Source organism: Hymenobacter perfusus (assembly GCF_003944765.1).
Lineage (GTDB): Bacteria > Bacteroidota > Bacteroidia > Cytophagales > Hymenobacteraceae > Hymenobacter > Hymenobacter perfusus.
On the sequence record NZ_RWIU01000004.1, the window covers coordinates 114,573 to 136,289 of the forward strand.

Consider the following 21,717-nt stretch of genomic DNA (forward strand, 5'->3'; position numbering starts at 1 on the left):
GCGCCTTTTTAGGGGAAGTGTAAGTACGTTATTGCAAATCGAAGCGCAGGCCCAGGTAGGCGAGGCGGCCCACTTGCGGCCCCCCAAACACCTGCGTGTTGTTGGTATTGAACGCATTGGAAACCCCCGCCTGGAAAGTGGTGCCGACCTTAGGCAGCGTGTATCCCAGGTAAGCATCGGTGGTGCTGTAGTCCCGAATGGTGCCGGTAGCGAAGGGTATTTCCTGCAGGTGGCCCTGCACCCAGCGGTAGTTCACGGTGTAGCTCAGGTTGCCCACCTGGCCGTTGGCTCCCACGTTGTACTTGTGCTTGGGCGTGTTAAAGAACGTCTGGAAGCCCTCGGGCAGGTTGCTGCTGTCCAGCACGTTCAGCGAGTAGTTGCCAGTAATATTCAGCGCCTTGCGGAAGTAGTAGGTCAGGCCCGCCGTAACGCCCTGGGTACGCACTTCCTGGTCGTTGTTGTAGTAGGCGTACAGCACGCGGGTGGGCTGGCTCTGGTTGGTGTAGGCCGTAGAGTAGCCGGCCGCCAGCTGCTGCGGCGTAGGACGCGAGCCGTCGGTGTTGCCCACAAACGTCTGGGCCCCGATGAAATCCTGGTACTGGCTGCGGTAGTAGCTCACGTCGGCGTACACGTTGGGCAGCACGGCACCTTTGTAGCCAATTTCGGCGGTATTCACCTTTTCCAGCTGCAGCGGCGCAATAGTGTACTCGTAGGGTTGCAGGACGGACGGGTTGCTCTGGGCCGCTGCCAGCAACTGCGGCGAGTTGAACAGGCTCAGGTTATAGCCCTGGAAGCCGTTGCCAACATTCCCAATTAGCAGCCCGGTCCGGATGTCGTTATAGAAATACTGCTCCGTTTGGGAAGGTGAGCGGAACGCCCGGCCGTAGCTGGCCCGGAAGTTATGCTGCTTGTTCTTGCCCACCGAGTATACCGCCGACGCCCGGGGCGAAAATGCCGCCTTGAAGTTCTTGAACTCGTCCACGCGGCCGGCGAAGGCCAGCTTCAGGCGTTCCTCCAGCAGCGTCTGGGTGAGCTGGCCATAGGCGCCATACTCGTGGTTTTTGATGCGCTGGCCTTCCCGGTCCGAAAAGAGCAGACCATTGGAACCCAGCCGGTACTGGCGGTAGGCCGCGCCCACGGTTAGGTCAGTGCCACTTTCTGTGAGACGGAAGCTGCGCTGCCCGCTGATGTCGTGCAGGAAGGAGTTGAAGTACTGCTGCGCCCCTCGGCCAGGTTGCTTGTCGGCAATAATCTGCTCGCGCAGGGTGGCAAAGCGTGGGTCGGAAGTAGCCAGCTGGGTACGGTTGGCTGCCGTCTGGGCGGTAGCCAGGGCGGCGTCCACCGTCTGGCCGGCGCGCCGGGCCTGGCTGTACGCGGCGTTGTAGGTGCCGTAGAACTGCTGCGCGTAGCTCACGGTGCTGCCGTCGGAGATTGGGGAGCCCTGAATAAGGGTGCCCAACTGATTCAACTCATAGGAGCTGCCGGTAAAGTCTTCCGTGGTATAGGCCCGCAAAAAGCCCTTGCTGCTTTTCAGCTCGGCGCGGTACTGGTTCGAGCCGAGTCCTTTCACCCGGAAACGGCTGATGTTCTGGTACGTAGCGGTGCCTTCAGCATGCTTGGCCTCCACCGTCAGCTTCAGGTCGTCGCGCAGCAGATACGATACCGCACCCTGCACCCGGTACGAGGAGGTGCGGTTATCGTCATCAACCAGGTCCCGCTCCGAGAAGCCGGGCAGATAAGCGGTTTTGCCGTACAGCTCGGGGCTGGTACCGCCGGGTAGTTGTTGCTGCGGGTTGAACGTGTAGCTATTGTCGCCGTAGCGGTTCACGGCATTGTAGCCCAGAGCCGAGCCGGCTGGGTTGGTCGAGCTGCGGGTTGCCTCCATATTGTCCGCAATCCAGTCGTTGGCCCGGAAGGCGCTGGCGTTGATCTTGATGGCCAGTTTTTCCGTCAGCTTTTTGGCGTAGCGTACCTGTCCGTCCAGCAGGTTCCGCTCCCCGCCGCGCAGGCGTACGCTCAGACCTTCGTACACGAACGGGTCTTTGGAATTGAACAGAATCACGCCGCTCAACGCGTTGGAACCATACAGGGCCGAAGCCGGCCCGTGAATGATTTCGATGCTCTCCATATCCAGCTCCGGAATTCCCACCAGGTTGCCGGGGCTCAGGTTCAGGGAAGGCAAGGCCGTATCCATGTAATCCACCAGCTGAATTACCCGTTCCGATTTGGCCGTGTTGAAGCCGCGCGTGCTCACGCTGGTAAACAGCATGGAGGCCGAGCTCACGTCCAGGCCTTTCAGCTGGCCCAGGCCGCTGAGGATTTCGGGGGTTGAGATGCGCTCAATCTGGCGCGTCGAGAGTTTCTCGATGGTAACCGGCGCGCGCAGGATGTTTTCCTCTACCCGCGAGGCCGATACCACCGTTTCATTCAGCAGCGTGGCGCTCGGGCTCAGGCCCACAGCAATGGTCAGCTCCGGCGTTTCCAGCTTGATTTCGCGGCTGTCGTAGCCCACGTAAGAAAACACCAGCGTTACCGGGCCGTTTTCAAAGTTGGCATCCAGCCGAAAATTGCCCTGCTGGTCGGTGCTGGTGCCCACAAAGGTACCTTTGATAAATACCGTAGCGCCGGGCAGGGCTTCGCCCTTGTCCGTGAGAACCTGACCGGCCAATGACCGTTCGACCGGATCCGGAGCAGTGGCGCGCATGTGCGCCGAGGCGGTGGTGGGTAGGGTAGTAGCGGAGGCGAGCTGCGGAAGAAGCAAAGCTGCCACTGCGGCCGACGAATAAAGATGGTGCATGAATGAGAACTACCAGGTGTGTGCTAAAAGGGCTGCAAACCTACCCCGCACGCTAATATGTGTATAGCACTTTTCGCTGAGTGTTGTAGAAACATAGCTGAACAGGTTCTTTAAATGGGTCAAAAAGATATCTTGTTTTCCCAATATTAGATAGTTTTCTATTATTGGGAAGTAAGGTTGTACGGCATGCGGTGATAACGCAAAAAGGCCCTTTCCGGTGAGGAAAGGGCCTTTGCAGAAGTAATGCAGTTTGGTGAAATCAGCCTATTTTACGTCCAGCTGCAAGCCCACGTAAACCAGACGCCCGATCTGCGGACCACCATACACCTGAATGTTGGTGGCGTTGAACAGGTTGGATGCACCCGCCTGCAGAATAGCACCCAGCTTCGTGAAGTTGTAGCCCAGGTAGGCGTCCGTAGAGCTGTAGTCAGCGAGCTGACCTACTGCGAAGGGCAGGCCATACTCATGGCCCTGCGCCCAGCGGTAGTTCACGGCGTAGCTCACATGGGTGAGTACCGTACCATTGGCCCCGATGTTGTACTTGTGCTTAGGCGTGTTGAAGTACGTCTGGAACTCGGCATCCTGCACGTCGCTGCGGTCCTGAATGTTCAGGGTATAGTTGGCAGCCAGGTTCAGGAACGGGGCAAAGGCGTAGTTCAGGCCCAGGGCCGCGCCCTGGGTGCGTACTTCCTGGTCGGCGTTGGTCCACACCTGCAACAGGCGGCCACTGGTAACACTGGCGGGCCGGCTGCCATCGGCGTTGCCCACGAAGCGCTGGGCTCCAATGAAGTCGTTGTAATAGTTGCGGTAGTAGTTCACGTCCACGGCCACTTTCTCGCCCAGGGCGCCCTTATAGCCGATTTCGTACGTGCTCAGGCGTTCCAGCTTCAAGGCGGCCACGTCAATAGCCTGGCCGGTGATGATGCTGTAGCCCTGGTAGCCATTATCCACATTGCCTTTTAGCAGTACCTGGCCCAGGTCGAGGTTGATGTACTGATCAAGCTGCGTAGGCGAGCGGAAGGCGCGGCCGTAGCTGGCCCGGAAGTTATGCTGGCGCTTGTCGCCGGCCGAGTATACAGCCGAAGCCCGGGGCGAAAACGACGGGTTGAAGTTCTTGAAGTCGTCAATCCGGCCGGCTAGGGCTAGGCGAAGCCGCTCCTCGAATAGCTTCTTGGTCAGCTGCGCGTAGCCGCCTACCTCATGGTTCTGAATCCGGCCGTCGTTGTCGGAGTACAGGTTGCCATTCGAGCCCAGCCGGAACTTACGATACGCCCCGCCCACAATCAGGTCGGAGGTTTCGCTCAGCTTGAAGTTATACTGCGCGTTGCCTTCGTTCAGCAGGGAGCTGGGGTTGAGGCGGGCACCGCGGCCCGGAGTAGCATCGTTAATGATAGTGCTCCGCAGGTTGCGGAACGTACCGCTGTTCGGGTCAAGCTGGAACTGGCTGGCGGCATTCTGGGCCGTTACCTGGGCCTGCGCATCGGTCTGGCCCAGCTGCCGGGCGCCGCCGTATGTGGTCAGGTAGGTGTTGAAATACTGCTGTGCGTACGTTGTGCCGCCGCCGGTAGCAATGGGCGAGGTCTGGATGAAGGCACCCAGGAAGTTCAGGTCATAGGATTTGTTGCCATAGTCCTGAATCGACTGGCCGCGCACGAACCACCGCTCCCCTTTAATTTCACCATGATACTGGTTGGTGCCGAAATCTTTGAAGCGGTAGCGACTGGAGCTTTGGTAGCTGGCCGTGCCCCGGTTGTAGTTGACCCCTACCGTCATCTTGATGGAGCTGGTCAGCAGGTACGAGAGCGAAGGATGGATCTTCAGCGACTTGGCTTTGTTGTCGTCACCGATCAGCGTTTTCTCGTCGAAACCTGGCATGAACAGCGTTTTGCCCCGTAGGTCGGCAATTGGGTAGTTAGCGGGCACCGTAAAGGGTACGTCGCCGTAGCGGTTCACGGCCTCGTAGCCCAGGGTAGAGCCCTCGGCATTGTTGCGGCGCTCTACCTGCGTGCTGGTAGCCGAATAGTTCTGGGCCAGCCAGTCGTCGGCCGTGAGGTAAGCTCCCGTGATTTTGAACGCGAACTTGTCCCCGATTTTCTGGGCGTAGCGCAGCTGGCCGTCGAAGAAGCTCCGCTCGCCGCCGCGTACCCGCAACGTCAGGCCTTCGTTGATGAAGGCATCCTTGGAGTTTTGCAGTAATACCCCGTTAAAGGCGTTGGCACCGTACAGAGCCGAGGCTGGTCCGTGAATGATTTCGATGCTTTCAATATCCAGCTCGGGCAGTCCGGTCAGGTTGCCGGCATTCACGTTCAGGCTCGGCGACTGAGTATCGAAGTAATCGGTCAGCTGAATCAGTCGCTCCGATTTGGCCGAGTTGAAGCCGCGCGTGCTCAGCGAGTTCAACAACATGCTGGAACTGTTCACGTCAATACCTTTGAACTGATTCAGGCCCACCTGCACGTCGGGCGGGGGCAGGCGCAACACCTGCTGCGAGGTCACCTTCTCTACCGTTACCGGGGCTTGCAGAATGCCTTCCTCTACCCGGGACGCCGAGGCAATTACCTCAGTGGTCAGCGTCGGGTTGATTTTGAGCTGCACTTTCACCACGTTGTCGGGCTGGCTCAGCGTCACGTCGCGGCTCTCATAGCCCACAAAGGACACCGACAGCACTACCGGACCCTCGCTGAAGTCGGCCCGCAGGCTAAACTTGCCGTCACGGTCGGTGCTGGTACCAATGAACGTACCCCGGATAAAAATTGTGGCCCCGGGCATTGGCTCGCCACTTTCGGCCTGCACAATACCGGCTACCGCGCTCAGGTCCTGCGCCTGGCCGGAAATTGCCTGGCAAAACAGCAGCAGGAAAAAGAGCAGAAAACTGTAATGTTTTCTCATACTGGAAAAATTGCAAAAAATGAAAAAGGTCCCTATTTGTCAGAAAGGGCTACAAATATATAGTAGGTATGCCGAATAACCTACTTTTAAGGTCTTGGTAATCATTCGTTTGGATGGGTTGCTTAATTGTATTTACCGGGGATTATAGAGGCCTGTTAAGAAGATTGAGCTGTCAGCGTGCAGTCTTTTCAGTAGCGTATATCCATGGGCCCATAGAGTAAAGGGCAGTTTTCGTCACCCAGGACATAGCCACCGAACCGGAATAGAGTGGACGGAACGCCGGTTTCAGTATTATCGGGTCGGTATCCCTGCAACGGCCGTTGATTGCACGGAAGCGGGAGATTCAGTAGCCGGATGCACCGCCCTTGCCGCTGGCGGTAACGGCTGCGCCTGTGCGCGAAAGCAGTGGTAGTAGAAGGTGTAAAGAGGTACATGAGGAATAATTATTGAGTTAACACAATCATTTAATAATCCAAAGTAAGCCAGGGTAGTTATACTAAACAGGGCCGTCCCGACTAACCGGGGGAATTGTGCCGTTCAACAGATGTTTTTACTCGGTTAACTGAACCCGTCAGAATCATTTACATTCGCCGTTTCTACCCGCGCTTTCTTTCCACCTCAGCCGCTGTGCTCATGGCCGACGTTCGTACCCGCCCCTCCACTCCTGAAACGCTCACTATTATGGGCGGCGGCCTGGTCGGCTCTCTGCTCTCCCTGTATCTGGCGCGGCACGGGCACGCAGTGGAAGTGTTTGAGCGCCGGCCTGATATCCGGGGAACCGACCCGGTTGAAGCCCGGTCCATTAACCTGGCATTGTCGGACCGGGGCTGGCGGGCGCTGGAGGGCGTAGGTATTGCGGAGGCGGTGCGGGAAGTGGCCATTGCCATGCACGGCCGCGTGATGCACGATGTGCAGGGCAATCTTACGGTGCAGCCCTACGGACAGGCCGGACAATCTATCTACTCGGTTTCCCGGGCTGGTCTCAACCGCCGGATGCTGGATCTGGTGGAGCAGGAGCCGGCCATTAAGCTGTTTTTCAATCAGCAGTGCCGCCGCGTCGACCTCAGGAAGCAGGAGCTGGAAATGCTGGATACGGCCACCCAGCAAAGCCGGGTGGTGTCGTACCAGCGGCTGTTTGGGGTGGATGGGGCGTACTCGGCGGTGCGCGGGGCCATGCAGCGCACTGACCGGTTCAACTACTCCCAGCAGTACCTGGACTACGGTTACAAGGAACTAACCATTGCGGCTGCCCCGGGCGGCGAGTGGCCTATTGAGAAACACGCACTGCACATCTGGCCGCGCGGCCAGTACATGATGATTGCGCTGCCCAACCTCGACGGCTCGTTCAACTGCACCCTGTTTTTTCCCTACGAAGGCCCGGCCTCCTTTGCGGCCCTGCAAACCCCGGACCAGGTGCGGGAGTTCTTCACGGCAGTATTTCCGGATGCCGTACCGCTGATGCCAGAGCTGGAAACGGAGTTTTTTGAGAATCCGACCAGCTCTTTGGTAACAGTACGCTGCTTTCCGTGGGCCCACCAGGACGAGGTGCTGCTGCTGGGCGACGCCGCCCACGCCATTGTGCCGTTTTATGGGCAGGGCATGAATGCGGGCTTCGAGGACTGCACGGTGCTGAATGAGCTACTGGCCCGGCACGGTCACGACTGGGCCGCCATCTTCCAGGAATTCGAGGATTCCCGCAAGCCCAATGCCGATGCCATGGCTGACCTGGCGGTGTACAATTTCGAGGAGATGCGCGACCGGGTGGCCGACCCCCGCTTTCTGCTGCAGAAGAAGATTGAGAGTCAGATTTCTGCCCAATACCCGCACAAATGGCTGCCGTTGTACTCGCAGGTTACGTTTTCCAGCCTGCCTTACGCGGAAGCCTGGGCCAATGGGCAGGCCCAGGAACGTATTATGCAGCGCCTCATGCCGCACATTCAGACGGAGGCCGACTACCAACGGCCGGAAGTGCAGCAGCTGGTGGCCGAAGAAATGGCCCGCCGGCCCGGCTGATTTGTTGAACAGTAGCCGAAAGGCGGGGCTACAAAATAGTTTTTGCCTCCCCAAATCTGGAAAAGAGCGGGAAGCGTACACCCCTAGAGCGCAGACAATCCATGTAACAGGCCAAACGGAATCATTCTATTTTTCCAGAAATGAGAAGTCCTGATTAGCCGCCTAGAATTAACTTGATTGCCACATCAACGCAGAGTAGCTTAGCTACCCCATGACCTGTTGATATTGCTGCCTGAATCCTGTTTTTCTGTTGATAAACCGGTGTTTTGCTAAAATGTCAGTACGTTGCCTCACCGCTTCCTTTCTCGTTCTGCTATGTCCGTACCCGCTCCTGCCCCTGTTTTGACCTGTGCCATTATTGATGACGAAGAAATCAACCGGCTGACGCTGGAGCACTATATTTCCCTGACCGATTCGTTGCAGCTGGTTGTTTCGCTGGATGATGCCCTGCAGGGGCTGAACTACTTCCGGGCCGGTAATAAGGTGGATGTGCTGTTTCTGGATATTCAGATGCCCCAGCTCAACGGCCTCGACCTGCTACGGGTGCTGTCCGATCCGCCCATTGTGATTCTGACCACGGCCCACGAGGATTTCGCCGTGGATGCCTTCGATCTGCGGGTGACCGATTACCTGGTAAAGCCATTCGACTATGCCCGCTTCAGCCGGGCTGTGCAACGCGCCCTGCAACAGCACACTACGCCGGTAGCAGCTGCCCCGCCCGCCGCCCCCTCCGGCCCCCCCGACCACGACCTGTTCGTGAAGGTGAACAACAAGATGGTGCGCATCAACTTTGATGATGTACTCTACATCGAGGCCCTGTCTGATTACGTTATCATTGTGACGGACCGGCAGAAGTACATTGTGTACACCACCATGAAGGCTCTGGATGCGCGCCTGCCCTTCGACCATTTCGTGCGGGTGCATCGGTCCTACATCCTGAACATGCGCCGCATTGAAGCCATTGAAGATGGCGCGGCCGTAGTACCGGGCGGCCAGCACGTACCCATCGGCAAATCGTATCAGGAAGCCTTTTTTCGTAAGCTGAACCGGATTTAGAGAGTAATTGAGCAGCGGGGTACGGGTAACTGTCTGGCAGGCAAGGCTGTCAGATAGTTACCCGTACCCCGCTGCTCAACTACTCTATGTGCGCATTGCCTAGCTGCTCCACCGCAGTGGTGAGGGTATCCGTGAGCTGTTGGGAAAGGGCCAGTAGCTCTTCGTCAGATGGAATAGGGAAGGGGCTTTCCGGGCGGGAGAAAGGTTCCAGCTGAGCTATCGGCGCGTAGGCTGCCTCAATGCCCAGCAAGTGCAGCGAAGGCCGGAGCTTGTGCGCGAGGCTTCCCACGGTTATCCAGTCGCCGGCGGTAGCGGCCTCCTGCAGCTGCGCTACCATCACTGGGGTATGGGTGCGGAAGGAGCCGATAACCTTCTGCATAAAGATGGTGCTGCCGTGGGCGGTATCGCGCAGGCGGCTAAGGTTGAAAACAAGCGTTTCCGCCTCTGAAGCGTTGGGTAGTAATTCTGCCGAGGGCACAACGACGGCCTGCTGTGGCTGGATGGTGGCCGCCGGGCTGTCTTCCAGTTCCGCCACCGGGGTGGGCCGCAGGTTGGCTTCCAGCTTGCGGAACAGATCATCTTCCTCAAAGGGCTTCGACAGGTAGTCCAGGCCGGCGGCGCGGTAGGCCTCGTTGTCGGAGCGCATCACGTTGGCCGTGAGGGCAATAACGGGGGTGCCGGCGCGCAGGGGGTCGGGATGCAGGCGCAACCGGTGCGTCACGTCGAGGCCACTCATTCCCGGCATCTGAATGTCCATCAGCACCACATCGTAGAGGCGTGCCTCCAATTGGTCGAGGGCTTCGTTGCCATCGGACGCAACGTGGGTTTCTACCTCCCAGTTTTCCAGAATCATGAGTGCCAGCTGCTGGTTCACGGGGTGGTCTTCTACCAACAGTACCCGTTTGCCGCGCAATACCGCGTAATTGAGCGGGGCCAGTGGGGTGCCTTCGGGGAAAGTGAGCCGGCCTTTGGGCAGCGTGAGCGTGAAGAAAAAGGTAGAGCCCTGCCCCTCCGTGCTTTCCACCCACATCCGCCCGCCCAACTGCTGCACCAGGCTGCGGCTGATGGTAAGTCCCAGGCCGGTACCCCCAAAGCGGCGGGAAATATCGGCGTAGGCCTGCGAAAAGCTCTCGAAAATGGCCTCCTGTTTATCGAGCGAGATGCCAATGCCGGTGTCCCGGACCTGAAACTCCAGGGCCAGCGTATCGGGGGTTTCTTCCAGCAGGCGGCCGCCCAGTTCCACCACTCCTTGGGCAGTAAATTTAATGGCGTTGCTGAGCAGGTTCAGCAGAATCTGGTTGAGCCGGCCCGCGTCGCCGATAACTACGGGGTGGGCCAGCAGCAGCGGAACCACCCGGAACTCAATGCCTTTCTCTTGCGCCCGGTACGCCAGGCTCTGTACCGCTTCCTTAATAGACTGGCATATGTCGAAGGGAATCTGTTCGATTTCCAGCTTGCCGGATTCTATTTTGGCCACGTCCAGCACATCGTTGATGACGGTGAGCAGGTGGCGGCCCGAGTTGCGCAGAATTCGCAGGTATTCCTGCTGCGAAGTATCCAGGGAGGTTTTTGCCAGCAGCCCGGCCATGCCCAGCACCCCGTTAATGGGCGTGCGGATTTCGTGGCTCATGTTGGCCAGAAAGTTCTCTTTGGCGCGGGCAATTGTTTCGGCTTCTTCCTTGGCCCGTACCAGCTCCTGCTCCGCCTGAATGCGCTCCGTAATTTCCTGGCCGTACGCAATTACATAGGGCAGTTCACCGGGCTCCTCCACGCGGTAGTTGTTGTACATCAGGTGGTGCGGCCGGCCGTCGGGGCCGCGCAGGGTCATCAGTCCGGTTAGCTCCTGCTGCTCCAGGGCCTGGGCCAGGTATTGGTTCAGCTTGGGGTGCAGATCGGGGGTGAGCACCTGGTGCAGCGTCCGGCCCACCAGCATTTCGGGCACTACGCCCACAATCTGGGCCGCTGCCGGGTTCACAGAGAGAATTACGCCTTGCAGGTCGTGGGTGCAGATGAGGGCCTGCGAATAATGCATCAGGTCGCGGTACTGCTTGGCGTTGCGCTCCAGCGTCTGTCGGGCCTGCTTCATTTCCGTGATATCATTGCTGACGCCCAGAATGTTGAGAATGCCATCGGCACGGGGCAGGGGCCGTACCACTGTCTGGAACCAGCGGACGGTACCGGTCAGCTGGGTGAAGGAGCTCTCATAGGTGAGTTCCCGGCCCGTTTTAATGACATGCTGAATGGTGGCGAAGTGGTCACGGTTTTCGGTAGCTACCGGGTCGTCGGGGGTAATCGTATCGGGTGGAGCGGAGCGGTGCCGACCAGTGCCCATAAGGTCAGCAAAGGCTCGGTTATGGAAGATGACGTTGCCCTCTGTATTCGCCACCCAGATGATGCTGGACGTAGTATCCACTACCTGCTGTACGAAATCCTGCTGCTCCTGCAGGCGGGCTTCACTAGTGCGCAAGCGCTGCTCGGCGGCGTGGCGCTCCGTAATATCCACCCCGTACCCGATAACCATCCGCAGCTCATTGTGGGTGCCAAATACTGCCTGCATGTGGCGCAGCGCCAAGCGGGGTGAGCCATCCGGCATCGGAATCCGCTCTTCCCAAGCCAGCACGTTGCGCTGTTGTACGGCCTGCTCGAAAAGGGCGCGGCGGCGATGCGCTTGATCGTCGGAGCGGCCCCGGTAAGCGGCGTACTCAAAATCATCGTGCCCGATAATCCACTGGCGCATCTCATGATTGCGGATGGCAGCGGGGTTCACAAACCGGTAGCGGTGTTCGGCATCGAAAACGGCCACATCGGCGGGTAAGTGGTTGAGTACCGTTTCGTAAAACGCCTGCTGCTCAACCAGCTTCGTTTCCGCATCCTTCAGCGAGGTGATATCCGTGAAATACAGGTTCACATACTGGTCATCCACGAAGGGAGCAATGGCCAGCTGGAAGCAGCGGCCCTTAAAGCCGATTTCGCGCTGCACCAGCTGGGCGTCAGCTGCCAGGGCCTCAATGGCTGCCTGGTACAATTGCCGGGCCAGCTCGGGCTCGTCGTGCGGGTCCTGGTACTCCCGGCGCAGCTCCTCGGCGGCCGGGTTACTGTACAGCAGGCGGCCGTCGGCGTGGAGGCGTAAAACCGGATTGGGGTTCTGCCCCGGAATGCGCGAAAGGGAATGCAGGTACTGCTCGGCGCGCCGGGCCTGAGTCACGTCGCGGAAGGACAGCAGGTAGCCGGAAGCTACTAGTTCGTCCTGCCCGCTCAGCGGAATAAAGTCCAGCTCCAGCACTGTGCTATCGGCCAGTTCCAGGTCTTCGCCCAGCACACGCTGATCCACCAGCCGCATCGTTTCCAGCCGCTGGCGGGTAGCCTCCGGCCGGGCCGACTGGGCAATGAGGGCGTCGAGAATGGGCTGCACGGGTTGCTCCGGGCCGCCTAGTGTAGGCAGTTCCTCCAGCCCCAGCAAGTCGCAGAACTCCTGGTTGAGCAGGGCAATCATCCCGTTCTGGTGCGCCACCAGCACGCCCACCCGTAGGTTCTGGGTAAGGCGCGTGATGCTGTCTGTGAGGCGGCTGACGGTGCGCTGGGTAGACGACAAGTGGCGGCGGAGCGTCTGGATCTGCTGCTCGGCGGCCAGTCGGCTCTGGCGTTCCTGGGCCAGTTGCGCGGTCAGGGCTTCCAGCGTGGCGGGGGAATTGGGAGATAGGGACATAGCAAACGGCGGAATCAGCAAACGGTAGCAACAGCCTGGCTGGCCGGCAGTAGGGCTACCGGCGCAGTGCGGGGAAGATACCAGAAGAAAGATACGCAACCGAATCGGGCTAGCCCAACGCTAAGCCGGCCCCGAAGCCCAGCACTAGGCCGGTCCCCAGCCCCAACCCGGCCCAGACCTGCGCGGGGGTGTGGGCATTGAGGGCCAGTCGGGCACTGCCCACGGCTCCGGCCAGCAGCGTGATACCCACCAGCCACCCCAGCGCGGGCAGTCCGGCCTCTCCACCAAGGTACAGCAGGGCCAGCAGCCCGAAGGCCCCGCCCATGCCCACGCCGTGGGCCGAAATCTTCCAGCGCAGCGTTATCAGAAACGTGAGCAACACGGCCAGGCTCATGCCGCTCATCATCTGAAACAGCAGCGCATCGAACAGGCTGGGCCGGTGCAGCAGCCAGGCAGCCACCCCAAAACTGGCCGCCGCCAGCAGCAGCGGCCATGCCCGCTGCCGTCTTTCCCGCAGCTCCAGAGAACTCACCAAGCCCAGCCCCAGCATAATTGCCGTGCCGATGGACGGCAGCCCGAACGTGAAGCCCCACGCTACTGCCAGTACCAGCCACCGGTCGGGCATAGCAGGTTGCTGCACCACGCCGGGTAGCTGGTAGCAGACGATGTAAAACAAGTAAGACGGCACCAACAGCGGATGAAATACCGCTGAGAGTACCGTCGCCAGAATTCGGGACACGGAGCCGGGTGAAAGGGGGCGAAACCTAACGAAGGTAAGCACCAGCGCTGGTTTCCGGTCAGTTGATCAGGCTGCCCGTCGCCCGGTCACGGCCAGCTGGTGGCTGCTCACGTCCTGGTTTCGTACGGTTGCGCTGGCTCCGCTGACCCGCCGGGCGCTGCTTTCCAGCAGCTGGCGGGTGGGCCGGGTAGCGGCACCTACCACCGTGGGACCCAGCAGAACAGCCAAGAGCAACGTGGGCAGCAAAACAGCGAGAAACGTACGAACCAGGGACATGAGCGGCGGCAATAGAGGCGTGTGAAAGAGGCGTTGTGCGGTCATCTACGCCGGTTTCCGCCGGCCCGGATCAGGCCCGGGGCACGTTATTGGACGAACGAAGCCCCTCACCCGGCCAACAGCAGCGGCGGCGGGGCGAGGGGCTTCGGGGGCAAGGGCGGCGGCCGGAGCGGCTTACAGCTCCTTGCGCAGGCGGGCTACCGGAATATTCAGCTGCTCGCGGTACTTGGCTACGGTGCGGCGGGCAATGTTGTAGCCCCGGGCGTTCAGCATTTTTTCCAGCTTGTCGTCGCTGAGCGGGCGGTTTTTCTGCTCGCCTTCGATGATTTCCTTCAAAATGTGCTTCACCTCCCGGGAGCTGGCATCTTCGCCCGAGTCGGTGGCAATGCCTTCGGAGAAGAAGTACTTGAGCGGGTAGATGCCGAATTCCGTCTGGACGGCCTTGGAGTTGGCTACCCGGCTCACGGTGCTGATGTCCATCCCGATTTCCTGAGCAATGTCCTTCAGAATCATGGGCCGCAGCTTGCTCTCGTCGCCCTCGGCGAAGAACTCGCGCTGGTAGCGCACAATGGAGTCCATGGTGCGCAGCAGCGTGTTCTGGCGCTGCCGGATGGCATCAATAAACCACTTGGCCGAGTCAAGCTTCTGCTTCACGAAGGTCACGGCCTCCTTCATCTTTTTGTCCTTCTTCGACGCCTTGTCGTAGGCCTGGAACATCTCGGTGTAGGCCGGCGACACGCGCAGATCGGGGGCGTTGCGCGTGTTGAGCGTGAGGTTGAACTGGCCGTTGTCGTGGGTCAGCAGGAAGTCGGGAATGATGTACTGCACCTTACCCATACCCACCGGGCCGGTGCCGCCGGGCTTGGGATTGAGCTTGAGGATAAGGGCAATGGCGTCCTTGAGCTCATCGTCTTCCAAGTCCAGCTTCTGCTGAATGCGGGGGTAGTGCTTCTTGGTAAACTCGTCGAAGGTATCGTTGAGAATCTGCTCGGCGTGCTCGGTGGCCTCGTCCTGGGGGCGGCGCTCCAGCTGTAGCAACAGGCATTCCTGCAGGTCGCGGGCGCCAATCCCGGCTGGGTCGAAGGTCTGGATAACGTGCAGCACGCTTTCGATTTCGGGTACCGTTACTTCCAGATTCTGGGCAAATGCCAGGTCGTTGGCAATGGCCGACAGGTCGCGGCGGATGTAGCCGTCGCCATCGATGGAGCCGATGAGCTGGCGGCCAATGGCTTCCTGCTTCTCATCGAGGTTGGCAAAGCCCAGCTGGTCGAGCAGGTTGTCCATGAGCGAGCCGCTGGTATCGGCAAGGGGCATTTCCCGGTCGTCCTCGTCCTCGCCGGGGCCGTCGCCCTGCATTTTGTAGCCCGCTATTTCGTCGTCGTGCAGGTAGTCGCTCAGGTCCAGGTCGTCGGCCGATTCCGACTCGGGCGCTTCCGTGGGCTCGTCCTTGATGGGAATTTCCAGCTCCGGCTGCTCCTCGGCCTGACCGCTGTCGAAATCCTCCTCCAGCGTGTTATCGGGGTTATCGAATTCGGAATCCGGGTCGTCGAAATCATCCGTTTCGGCTTCTTCCTCGCGGTCCTGGTCCTCAAACTCGTCCTCCTGGTCCTCGCCTTCCTCCAGGGCCGGGTTCACCTCCAGCTCTTCCTTGATGCGGGCTTCCAGCTCTGCGGTAGGAATCTGCAGCAGCTTAATAAATTGAATCTGTTGGGGGCTCAGCTTCTGCGAGAGAAGCTGCTTCATGTCCAGTCGTTGCATACTCTGAAAACGCGTACGCCCCGCCGGTGGTAAAACGGGGTGGTTAGGCCAAATATAGCCCTTTCTGTACTTGAGTTTGGGGGAAAATGTTGGGGTTTCCCGGTCATTCTAGGTGAAGTGCAGGACCTTCTCTCATCAGCACGGCTACCGTAACAGTGACTTGCGCTGACGTGAGAAGGTCCTTCGCTTCGCGTACGATGGATGCAGGATGATAAGCGGTACAGAATCCGCCTGTCAAAACTTCTACCTTTGCAGCTCTTACATTCCTTTAGCAGAACCGATTTCCCATGTCCGACCTCCGAAGAACCAGCGTGCAGGATTTGCTCCGCAGCACCGAGCTGGACCGCGAAGTGCTGGTAAAAGGCTGGGTACGCACCCGCCGCGGCAACAAGTACGTGCAGTTTATTGCCGTGAACGACGGCTCCGGCTTTAATTCCATTCAGGTAGTAGCCAACGCCGAGCAGTTTCCGGAGGAGAAGCTGAAGGCCGACGGCGTGGACAACGGCGCCGCCGTAGCCGTGCGCGGCAAGCTGGTTGCTTCGCAGGGCAAGGGCCAGTCGGTAGAAATCCAGGCCACGGAAATCACCGTGTACGGCACCGCCGACCAGGACGCGTACCCGCTCCAGAAGAAGGGCCACACGCTGGAATTCCTGCGCGGCATTGCCCATTTGCGCCCCCGCACCAACACGTTTGGGGCGGTGCTGCGCATCCGGCACGCCATGTCGTTTGCGGTGCATAAGTACTTCAACGACCACGGTTACTTCTACATCCACACGCCCATCATCACCGGCTCCGATGCCGAGGGTGCCGGCCAGATGTTCCGCGTCACCACGCTTTCCGACACCAAGCCGCCCCTGGACGAGGCCGGCGCGGTAGATTACAGCCAGGATTTCTTCGGCAAAGCCACCAACCTCACCGTATCGGGTCAGCTCGAGGGCGAGGTGGCGGCCATGGCGCTGGGCAAGGTGTACACCTTCGGCCCCACCTTCCGGGCCGAGAACAGCAACACGGCCCGCCATTTGGCCGAGTTCTGGATGATTGAGCCCGAAGTGGCGTTCCACGACTTACAGGACAACATGGACCTGGCCGAGGATTTCCTCCGCAGCCTAGTGCGCTACGCCCTGGAGCACTGCCCCGACGACCTGCAGTTCCTCAACGACCAGTACGATAAGGAGCTGCTGAGCCGCTTGCAGTTTGTAGTGGACAATGATTTCCAGCGCCTCACCTACACCGAGGCCGTGGAAATCCTGAAAACCGCCAAGCAGAAGTTCGAATTCCCCGTGGATTGGGGTACCGACCTGCAGTCGGAGCACGAGCGGTATTTGGTGGAGAAGCACTTCAAGAAGCCGGTTATCCTCACCAACTACCCTAAGGATATCAAGGCCTTCTACATGAAGCTGGACGAGGATGGCCGCACCGTGCGTGCCATGGACGTGCTGTTCCCCGGCATCGGCGAAATCATTGGCGGCTCCCAGCGCGAGGACGATTTGCAGAAGCTCACGCAGCGCATGCAGGAAATGCACGTCCCCGAGGAAGACCTCTGGTGGTACCTCGATACCCGCCGCTTCGGCTCGGCCCCGCACGCCGGCTTCGGCCTGGGCTTCGAGCGTCTCATCCTGTTTATCACCGGCATGGCCAACATCCGCGACGTGATTCCCTTCCCCCGCTTCCCGAAGTCGGCGGAGTTTTAGGCTCACGGCTTTCCGTGGATTAATTTCGGATTCGTCGGATTTCGTGGACGTTTCAACGGCCGCCTCACGCAAGTGGGGCGGCCGTTTCGTTGTACTGTATTATCTATTTGCCTTTCGGGAGTGTCTGAGTAAGAAAAGTATACTATTGGTGTGGTGGTTGCTATTGCCGTTTGTTATAGAGGCTTTTGTCCGTCCATCGAAAGTGCTCATTTCTGTTTTGCTGGCACCCCAATCAGAGAGTTGAGGCATGGCAAGAGACTCATCCGAATAAGCGGGAAGGTTGATAAAAGCTTGTTTGACTAAGTAATACAGACTGTCAGATAACTGGGCCGATAGAGTACCAGAAGACTTCTGGATGTATGAGCTAAATCTTTTTTTGCCTTGCGCTGACCATTTATAGTTGTTTGCTACTCCACGTTTTGCTTGTACGGTAACAAGCGTAGCAAAAGAGTCGGGAATGGGTGTCAGACGGTCCCCAAACCATCTGACTTGCTCTGATAATTGTAGGTCGTACAGATACTTTCGGTTTTGTTGTGGTTCGGTGCAGGCCACAAGCAAAACGGCTGTTATCAGGATCAACAGGTGCTTCATGCGTAGCAAGATAGCCGGCTGGTGAGGTTGAGCATTCTGTTGAGGAATACATTTTCTCAGCAGTAATTCCGTAGCTCCCTATCATCCACGGCCAGCAGATTATCCAGGCGCAGCTCGAAGCCGTCGGCGAGGCGCAGGTACTCCACTTTGTCCTGGATGAAAAGGTCCTGGATGATGCCGTGATAGGTGCTGGGCGGGGTGTCGGGCTCGGTGCGGTAGGTGAGGGTGCAGGGCTGGCCGGTGGTGGCGCGGGCCTCCAGCTCGTCGTAAAACGAGCAGCTGATGGGTTGGTAGGGTGCGGTTGCCATGAGTGGGGAAGGAAAACGTACCCTCCGGCATACGGCAAAGTCCGGCCCCGGGGTTAGGCTGCCAGCCGGTGCCCGTTCACGGCCACCAGCCAGTCGAGGCGCAGCTCGCAGCCGCCCGCCAGCCGCAGATAATCGACCTGCCCGCGCCGCAGTACGTCCAGCAGAATCCCGCGTACCGCAAACTCGGCCGAGGTGCCCGGCGCACGGTACACCAGCAGGCACGCCCGTTGCTCCCGCAGCAGCGCGTGCAGCAGAATCGGGAGGCTGGTGCCAGCCGGAGAGGGGGAAGGCATGGGATGGGAAATGTTTTGAACAGTAAGCCGATACGGGCCGGTAGCCGGAATTACGGCAGGACAACACAACCCGGTTTTCCTCCGGCTCGTTGGCAGGGCAGGCCCTTACTAGTATTCCGCTGCCCATGCCCGAATTTGACTTTGCCCCCGCCGATGCGCTTCAGGAAGGCGAAATGCGCACGTTCACGGCCACCTCGGGGGCGGCCGTGTTGCTGCTGCGCCGCCAGGGCCAGTACCTGGCGCTGGCACCCAACTGTCCGCACTACGGCGCCCCGCTGGAAAAGGGCCGGATTGTGGGCGACCAGCTGATCTGTCCCTGGCACCACGCCTGCTTCCGCGTTACGGATGGTCACCTCTGCCAGCCGCCGGCCCTCGATAATCTGCCCAGCTACCCCGTGCGCGTGGCCGATGGCCGCGTATGGGTGCAGCTGCCCGCCCGCCCTGCCGCTGCCACCGACTCGCCCGATACCACGCCCACCGCTTTGGTGCAAGGCGCGGAACCCGCCCCCAACGCCGCCGCCCCCGATGCCCGCACCTTCGCCATAGTAGGCGGCGGGGCCGCCGGCCAGTTTGCGGCCCAGACGCTGCGCACCGAGGGTTTCGGCGGCCGCATTGTGCTGGTAACGGCCGAGGCCGCCGCGCCCTACGACCGTACCAAACTCAGCAAAGCCTACCTCGCCGGCAAAGCCGATAATAAGGCCCTGCCGCTGCGCAAAGAGGATTTCTACGAACAGCACCGCATTGAAGTGCTGGCCGATACCCGCGCTACCGGCCTGAGCCTGCGCACCCGCCAGCTCAAGCTCAGTGGCCGCGGCCCGCTCCACTACGATGCGCTGCTGCTGGCTCCCGGCTGCACCCCCAACACCCTGCCCAAGCTCCCCGGCCACGACCTGGCCGGTGTGCTGCCCCTGCGCTCCGCCCAGGATGCCGAACAGCTCCGGCAGGCCGTTGCCAAAGCTCAGCGAGTGGTCATCATCGGGAGTAGTTTTATCGGGATGGAGGCGGCGGCCAGTCTGGTAGGAGAGGAGCGGCAGGTGACGGTAGTAGCCCAGGAGGCCGAGCCGTTTGCCCGTATTCTGGGGCCGAAGATTGGGCGAATGTTCCGCAATCTGCACCGCCGCCACGGCGTGCGGTTCCGGGCCGAGGCCGAAGTGGTGAGCCTGGAAGGCGAAAACGGCCACGTAACTGCCGTGCGCCTGGCCTCGGGCCAGCGCCTGCCCGCCGATGTGGTGCTACTGGCCGTGGGGGTGCGCCCCGCCACCGAGTTTCTGGCCGAAACCTTCGACCTGGAGAAGGACGGCGGCCTGCGCGTGGATGCCCACCTCTGCGCCGCCGAGCACGTATACGCCGCCGGTGACGTGGCCCTGTTTCCGCTGCCCGGTGGTTTGGGACAACACCGGATTGAGCACTGGCGGGTGGCCCAGCAGCACGGCGCCGTTGCGGCCCGCAATATGCTGGGTCAGCAAGTGGCCTTCCGGGAAATACCGTTCTTCTGGACCCAGCAATTCGGAAAAAGCCTGCGCTACGCCGGCCACGCCACCGTCTGGGATGAAATCATCTTCCACGGCGACGTGCGCCGCCACAAGTTCCTGGCCCTCTACGCCTACCAGAACAAGCTGGTAGCCGCCGCCGCCATGCAGCACGACGACGACATGATCTGCATTGAGGAGCTGCTGCGCACCGGCCGCATGCCCACGCCCACCGCCGCCCGCCGCAAGCTCAACTGGAGCAAACTGCTGGCCTGATTAGAGAAGTACAAAGAAACCAACTAATGTAGAACCTCACTCCGAATAGAACGTCATTCCGAGCTTGCCGAGGAATCTCGCGTGCTGACGTTGTAGTGGTAATCTAATCAAGGCGGGAGAAGTTTTTTGGTTCGCTCAGATGATGTTCTGGCGGTGCCCCCAAACGCAAACGCCCATCCAACCTGGATGGGCGTTTGCGTTCAGAAAGAAACCTGGCTAGTGCTTGCCCTTGCCGTGGCCTTTGCCCGGACCGTGGCCTTTGTCTTTCCCTTTTCCTTCTACTACGTACACCGGCTGGCCGGCCGGTACGGCGTACACCACCCGGGCCTTTTTGGCCTGGCCGGGAGGCATGCCGTGGGGGTGGCCTGCTTTCGGATACTTTACCTTATGCTCCCGAATCAGTACCCAGGGCTGAGCGCCCACATAGGTGATAGGCACGGGGTGAAAACTGGTAGGGTTATAACCGCTCAACGAGACTACCCGGGTCCAGCGGCCGTCGCGCTGCACGATGTACTGCTGGTCGCGCAGGTCGTAGTAGCCGCCGTACTCGGGCACGTAGTAGTACTGTGTGCCGGCCGGTGCGGCGGGCCCCCAGGAAGGCGGGTTAACGTTGATGGTCACTTGGGCCTTGGCCGACTGAACGACTCCGGCCAGCGACAACGTCAGTAGGCCGGACAGGGCTATTTTAGGCAGAAGATCCATGAAGACGAAGCGTAAAGTGAACGGGTGAGAGAAAATGTAGCTGTATGAATGATTTGCAAGAACGGGGCCAGTTCAGTCACGCTATTGAACAACCGCTGAGGGTAAGGCCCTTAACGCAACAGCAGAGGTTTGGTTAAGCGCACTACTGAAGCCACAAAAACGCTTTCAACCAGCGGCCAAAAGCGTTTTTAGGTGGTGTTTACAGTACGCGGCCGCGTCTGCCACCACCGTAGCCGCCGGGGGCCTGGGGTGGGTTGGTAGGAGCCGGCTGATCGGGTCGGGGCGAGTAGCCGCCCCGCTCGTCGCGCCCGCTTTGGTTGTTGCCCTGGTTGTTGTCGGTGCGGCCGTAGCGATTATCACCCCGGTCGTTTCTGTCGTCCCGATCATAGCGCCCGTCGCGGCCGTCCCGGTCGTTGCGTTCATTCCGGTCGTTGTAGTCGTTGCGGTTGTCTCGGTAGCCGTTCTGAGCGTAGCCGCTCTGGCCGTAGGGGCGGTTGCCGTAGTAAGCGGGGCCATAGCCGCCGCGCGGGGCCACCACATAGCCGCGGCCGGGCCAGCTGCTACCGTAGTAGCGGCCGGGGCGCACGCCCCACCGGTCGCAGTACTGGCGGTGGTCGCGCAGGTAGCCCCAGGGCTGCCGGCCCACGTACTGGATAGGTACCGGATGGAAGAAGCGCGGGTCGTAGGTGGCGTACACCCGGGGCAAAACCGGCGAGCTGACCCATGCCCCGTAGGCCGGATCAAAGAACAGGTACGACCGGCTATACAGATCATAGTATCCGTCGATTTCCGGCACGTAGTAATACTGCACGTTCGGCGGCACGGCCGGGCCCCAGTAAGGCGCGTTGATATTCACCCGGACCTGCGCCTGGGCACTGCCGCCGGAGAGCAGCAATCCGAGAGCCAGCACAAAACCCGATTTCAGGAGAGTTTTCATGGATGCAAAAAGCAAGGAAGCGTTCCGGCACCCCTAGGCAAAAGCCGCACCATATTTTACGGAACAGTATGCGCCGTCAGTTCCGTAGCACACGAAGCCTTTTTCGTGCTGCCGGGACATTTCGGGCGGCTGCGTTGTTACAGACCGTCTGCCCCCGCTGTACCGGGTGGCGCCCCCGAGCCGGCCGCGCTAAAACTGCTGGCAAATAAACTATTG

The 21,717-nt window shown here is 60.0% G+C and carries 15 protein-coding genes; 4 read left to right on the top strand and 11 right to left on the bottom strand.

What is annotated here, in order from left to right:
• Nucleotides 1-28: 28 nt before the first annotated feature.
• Both EI293_RS12840 and EI293_RS12845 read right to left on the bottom strand, forming a co-directional pair.
• Nucleotides 29-2,797, bottom strand: a complete 2,769-nt coding sequence (locus EI293_RS12840) for a TonB-dependent receptor (protein WP_125438394.1) — start codon at nt 2,795-2,797, stop codon at nt 29-31.
• 264 nt (nt 2,798-3,061) lie between these two features.
• Nucleotides 3,062-5,686, bottom strand: a complete 2,625-nt coding sequence (locus EI293_RS12845; RefSeq protein ID WP_125438397.1) for a TonB-dependent receptor — start codon at nt 5,684-5,686, stop codon at nt 3,062-3,064.
• A gap of 633 nt (nt 5,687-6,319) precedes the next feature.
• Here EI293_RS12845 and EI293_RS12850 point away from each other — a divergent pair.
• Nucleotides 6,320-7,699 carry an FAD-dependent oxidoreductase gene (locus EI293_RS12850; protein ID WP_125438400.1) on the top strand — a complete coding sequence of 460 codons (1,380 nt, stop codon included), beginning with the start codon at nt 6,320-6,322 and terminating at the stop codon, nt 7,697-7,699.
• A gap of 315 nt (nt 7,700-8,014) precedes the next feature.
• On the top strand, nt 8,015-8,755 hold the full coding sequence (locus EI293_RS12855; RefSeq protein ID WP_125438403.1) for a LytR/AlgR family response regulator transcription factor: 741 nt from the start codon (nt 8,015-8,017) through the stop codon (nt 8,753-8,755).
• A gap of 79 nt (nt 8,756-8,834) precedes the next feature.
• On the opposite strand, the gene EI293_RS12860 is transcribed toward EI293_RS12855, so the two are convergent.
• The 4 genes from EI293_RS12860 to rpoN form a co-directional block, all read right to left on the bottom strand.
• Nucleotides 8,835-12,461, bottom strand: coding sequence for a PAS domain S-box protein (locus EI293_RS12860; RefSeq protein ID WP_125438406.1), 3,627 nt, complete (start codon nt 12,459-12,461; stop codon nt 8,835-8,837).
• A 109-nt stretch (nt 12,462-12,570) separates the two neighbouring features.
• A complete protein-coding gene (locus EI293_RS12865) occupies nt 12,571-13,200 on the bottom strand; it encodes a hypothetical protein (protein WP_125438409.1) in 630 nt (209 codons plus the stop codon).
• 66 nt (nt 13,201-13,266) lie between these two features.
• Nucleotides 13,267-13,476, bottom strand: coding sequence for a hypothetical protein (locus EI293_RS12870; protein WP_125438412.1), 210 nt, complete (start codon nt 13,474-13,476; stop codon nt 13,267-13,269).
• Nucleotides 13,477-13,650: 174 nt separating this feature from the next.
• Complete coding sequence (gene rpoN / locus EI293_RS12875; RefSeq protein WP_125438415.1) at nt 13,651-15,234, bottom strand: RNA polymerase factor sigma-54; 1,584 nt, start codon at nt 15,232-15,234, stop codon at nt 13,651-13,653.
• A gap of 287 nt (nt 15,235-15,521) precedes the next feature.
• Between rpoN and asnS the strand changes: the two genes are divergently transcribed.
• Nucleotides 15,522-16,925 (top strand): asparagine--tRNA ligase, encoded by a 1,404-nt coding sequence (gene asnS / locus EI293_RS12880; protein WP_125438418.1) that lies wholly within the window; start codon nt 15,522-15,524, stop codon nt 16,923-16,925.
• Between the two features lie 99 nt (nt 16,926-17,024).
• Here the strand turns inward: asnS and EI293_RS12885 are convergent, their stop codons facing one another.
• The 3 genes from EI293_RS12885 to EI293_RS12895 are packed head-to-tail and all read right to left on the bottom strand — an operon-like array spanning nt 17,025 to nt 18,117.
• Nucleotides 17,025-17,516: a hypothetical protein gene (locus tag EI293_RS12885; protein WP_125438421.1), complete on the bottom strand. Its 492-nt coding sequence runs from the start codon at nt 17,514-17,516 to the stop codon at nt 17,025-17,027.
• A 56-nt stretch (nt 17,517-17,572) separates the two neighbouring features.
• Entirely contained in the window at nt 17,573-17,824 is a 252-nt protein-coding gene (locus tag EI293_RS12890; RefSeq protein ID WP_125438424.1) for a hypothetical protein, read from the bottom strand.
• 53 nt (nt 17,825-17,877) lie between these two features.
• Entirely contained in the window at nt 17,878-18,117 is a 240-nt protein-coding gene (locus tag EI293_RS12895; protein ID WP_125438427.1) for a hypothetical protein, read from the bottom strand.
• A gap of 125 nt (nt 18,118-18,242) precedes the next feature.
• Here EI293_RS12895 and EI293_RS12900 point away from each other — a divergent pair, with 125 nt between their 5' ends.
• Nucleotides 18,243-19,862 carry an FAD-dependent oxidoreductase gene (locus EI293_RS12900; protein WP_125438430.1) on the top strand — a complete coding sequence of 540 codons (1,620 nt, stop codon included), beginning with the start codon at nt 18,243-18,245 and terminating at the stop codon, nt 19,860-19,862.
• 216 nt (nt 19,863-20,078) lie between these two features.
• Here the strand turns inward: EI293_RS12900 and EI293_RS12905 are convergent, their stop codons facing one another.
• Together EI293_RS12905 and EI293_RS12910 are read right to left on the bottom strand one after the other, a co-directional pair.
• Nucleotides 20,079-20,564, bottom strand: a complete 486-nt coding sequence (locus EI293_RS12905) for a hypothetical protein (protein WP_125438433.1) — start codon at nt 20,562-20,564, stop codon at nt 20,079-20,081.
• A 199-nt stretch (nt 20,565-20,763) separates the two neighbouring features.
• A complete protein-coding gene (locus EI293_RS12910) occupies nt 20,764-21,501 on the bottom strand; it encodes a hypothetical protein (RefSeq protein ID WP_125438435.1) in 738 nt (245 codons plus the stop codon).
• Between the last annotated feature and the right edge of the window lie 216 nt (nt 21,502-21,717).

Bases quoted from the DNA above. Each gene is read 5' to 3' on its own strand.
- EI293_RS12840 (WP_125438394.1), bottom strand. From the start codon at position 2,797: ATGCACCATCTTTATTCGTCGGCCGCAGTGGCAGCTTTGCTTCTTCCG.
- EI293_RS12845 (WP_125438397.1), bottom strand. From the start codon at position 5,686: ATGAGAAAACATTACAGTTTTCTGCTCTTTTTCCTGCTGCTGTTTTGC.
- EI293_RS12850 (WP_125438400.1), top strand. From the start codon at position 6,320: ATGGCCGACGTTCGTACCCGCCCCTCCACTCCTGAAACGCTCACTATT.
- EI293_RS12855 (WP_125438403.1), top strand. From the start codon at position 8,015: ATGTCCGTACCCGCTCCTGCCCCTGTTTTGACCTGTGCCATTATTGAT.
- EI293_RS12860 (WP_125438406.1), bottom strand. From the start codon at position 12,461: ATGTCCCTATCTCCCAATTCCCCCGCCACGCTGGAAGCCCTGACCGCG.
- EI293_RS12870 (WP_125438412.1), bottom strand. From the start codon at position 13,476: ATGTCCCTGGTTCGTACGTTTCTCGCTGTTTTGCTGCCCACGTTGCTC.
- rpoN (WP_125438415.1), bottom strand. From the start codon at position 15,234: ATGCAACGACTGGACATGAAGCAGCTTCTCTCGCAGAAGCTGAGCCCC.
- asnS (WP_125438418.1), top strand. From the start codon at position 15,522: ATGTCCGACCTCCGAAGAACCAGCGTGCAGGATTTGCTCCGCAGCACC.
- EI293_RS12885 (WP_125438421.1), bottom strand. From the start codon at position 17,516: ATGAAGCACCTGTTGATCCTGATAACAGCCGTTTTGCTTGTGGCCTGC.
- EI293_RS12890 (WP_125438424.1), bottom strand. From the start codon at position 17,824: ATGGCAACCGCACCCTACCAACCCATCAGCTGCTCGTTTTACGACGAG.
- EI293_RS12895 (WP_125438427.1), bottom strand. From the start codon at position 18,117: ATGCCTTCCCCCTCTCCGGCTGGCACCAGCCTCCCGATTCTGCTGCAC.
- EI293_RS12900 (WP_125438430.1), top strand. From the start codon at position 18,243: ATGCCCGAATTTGACTTTGCCCCCGCCGATGCGCTTCAGGAAGGCGAA.
- EI293_RS12905 (WP_125438433.1), bottom strand. From the start codon at position 20,564: ATGGATCTTCTGCCTAAAATAGCCCTGTCCGGCCTACTGACGTTGTCG.
- EI293_RS12910 (WP_125438435.1), bottom strand. From the start codon at position 21,501: ATGAAAACTCTCCTGAAATCGGGTTTTGTGCTGGCTCTCGGATTGCTG.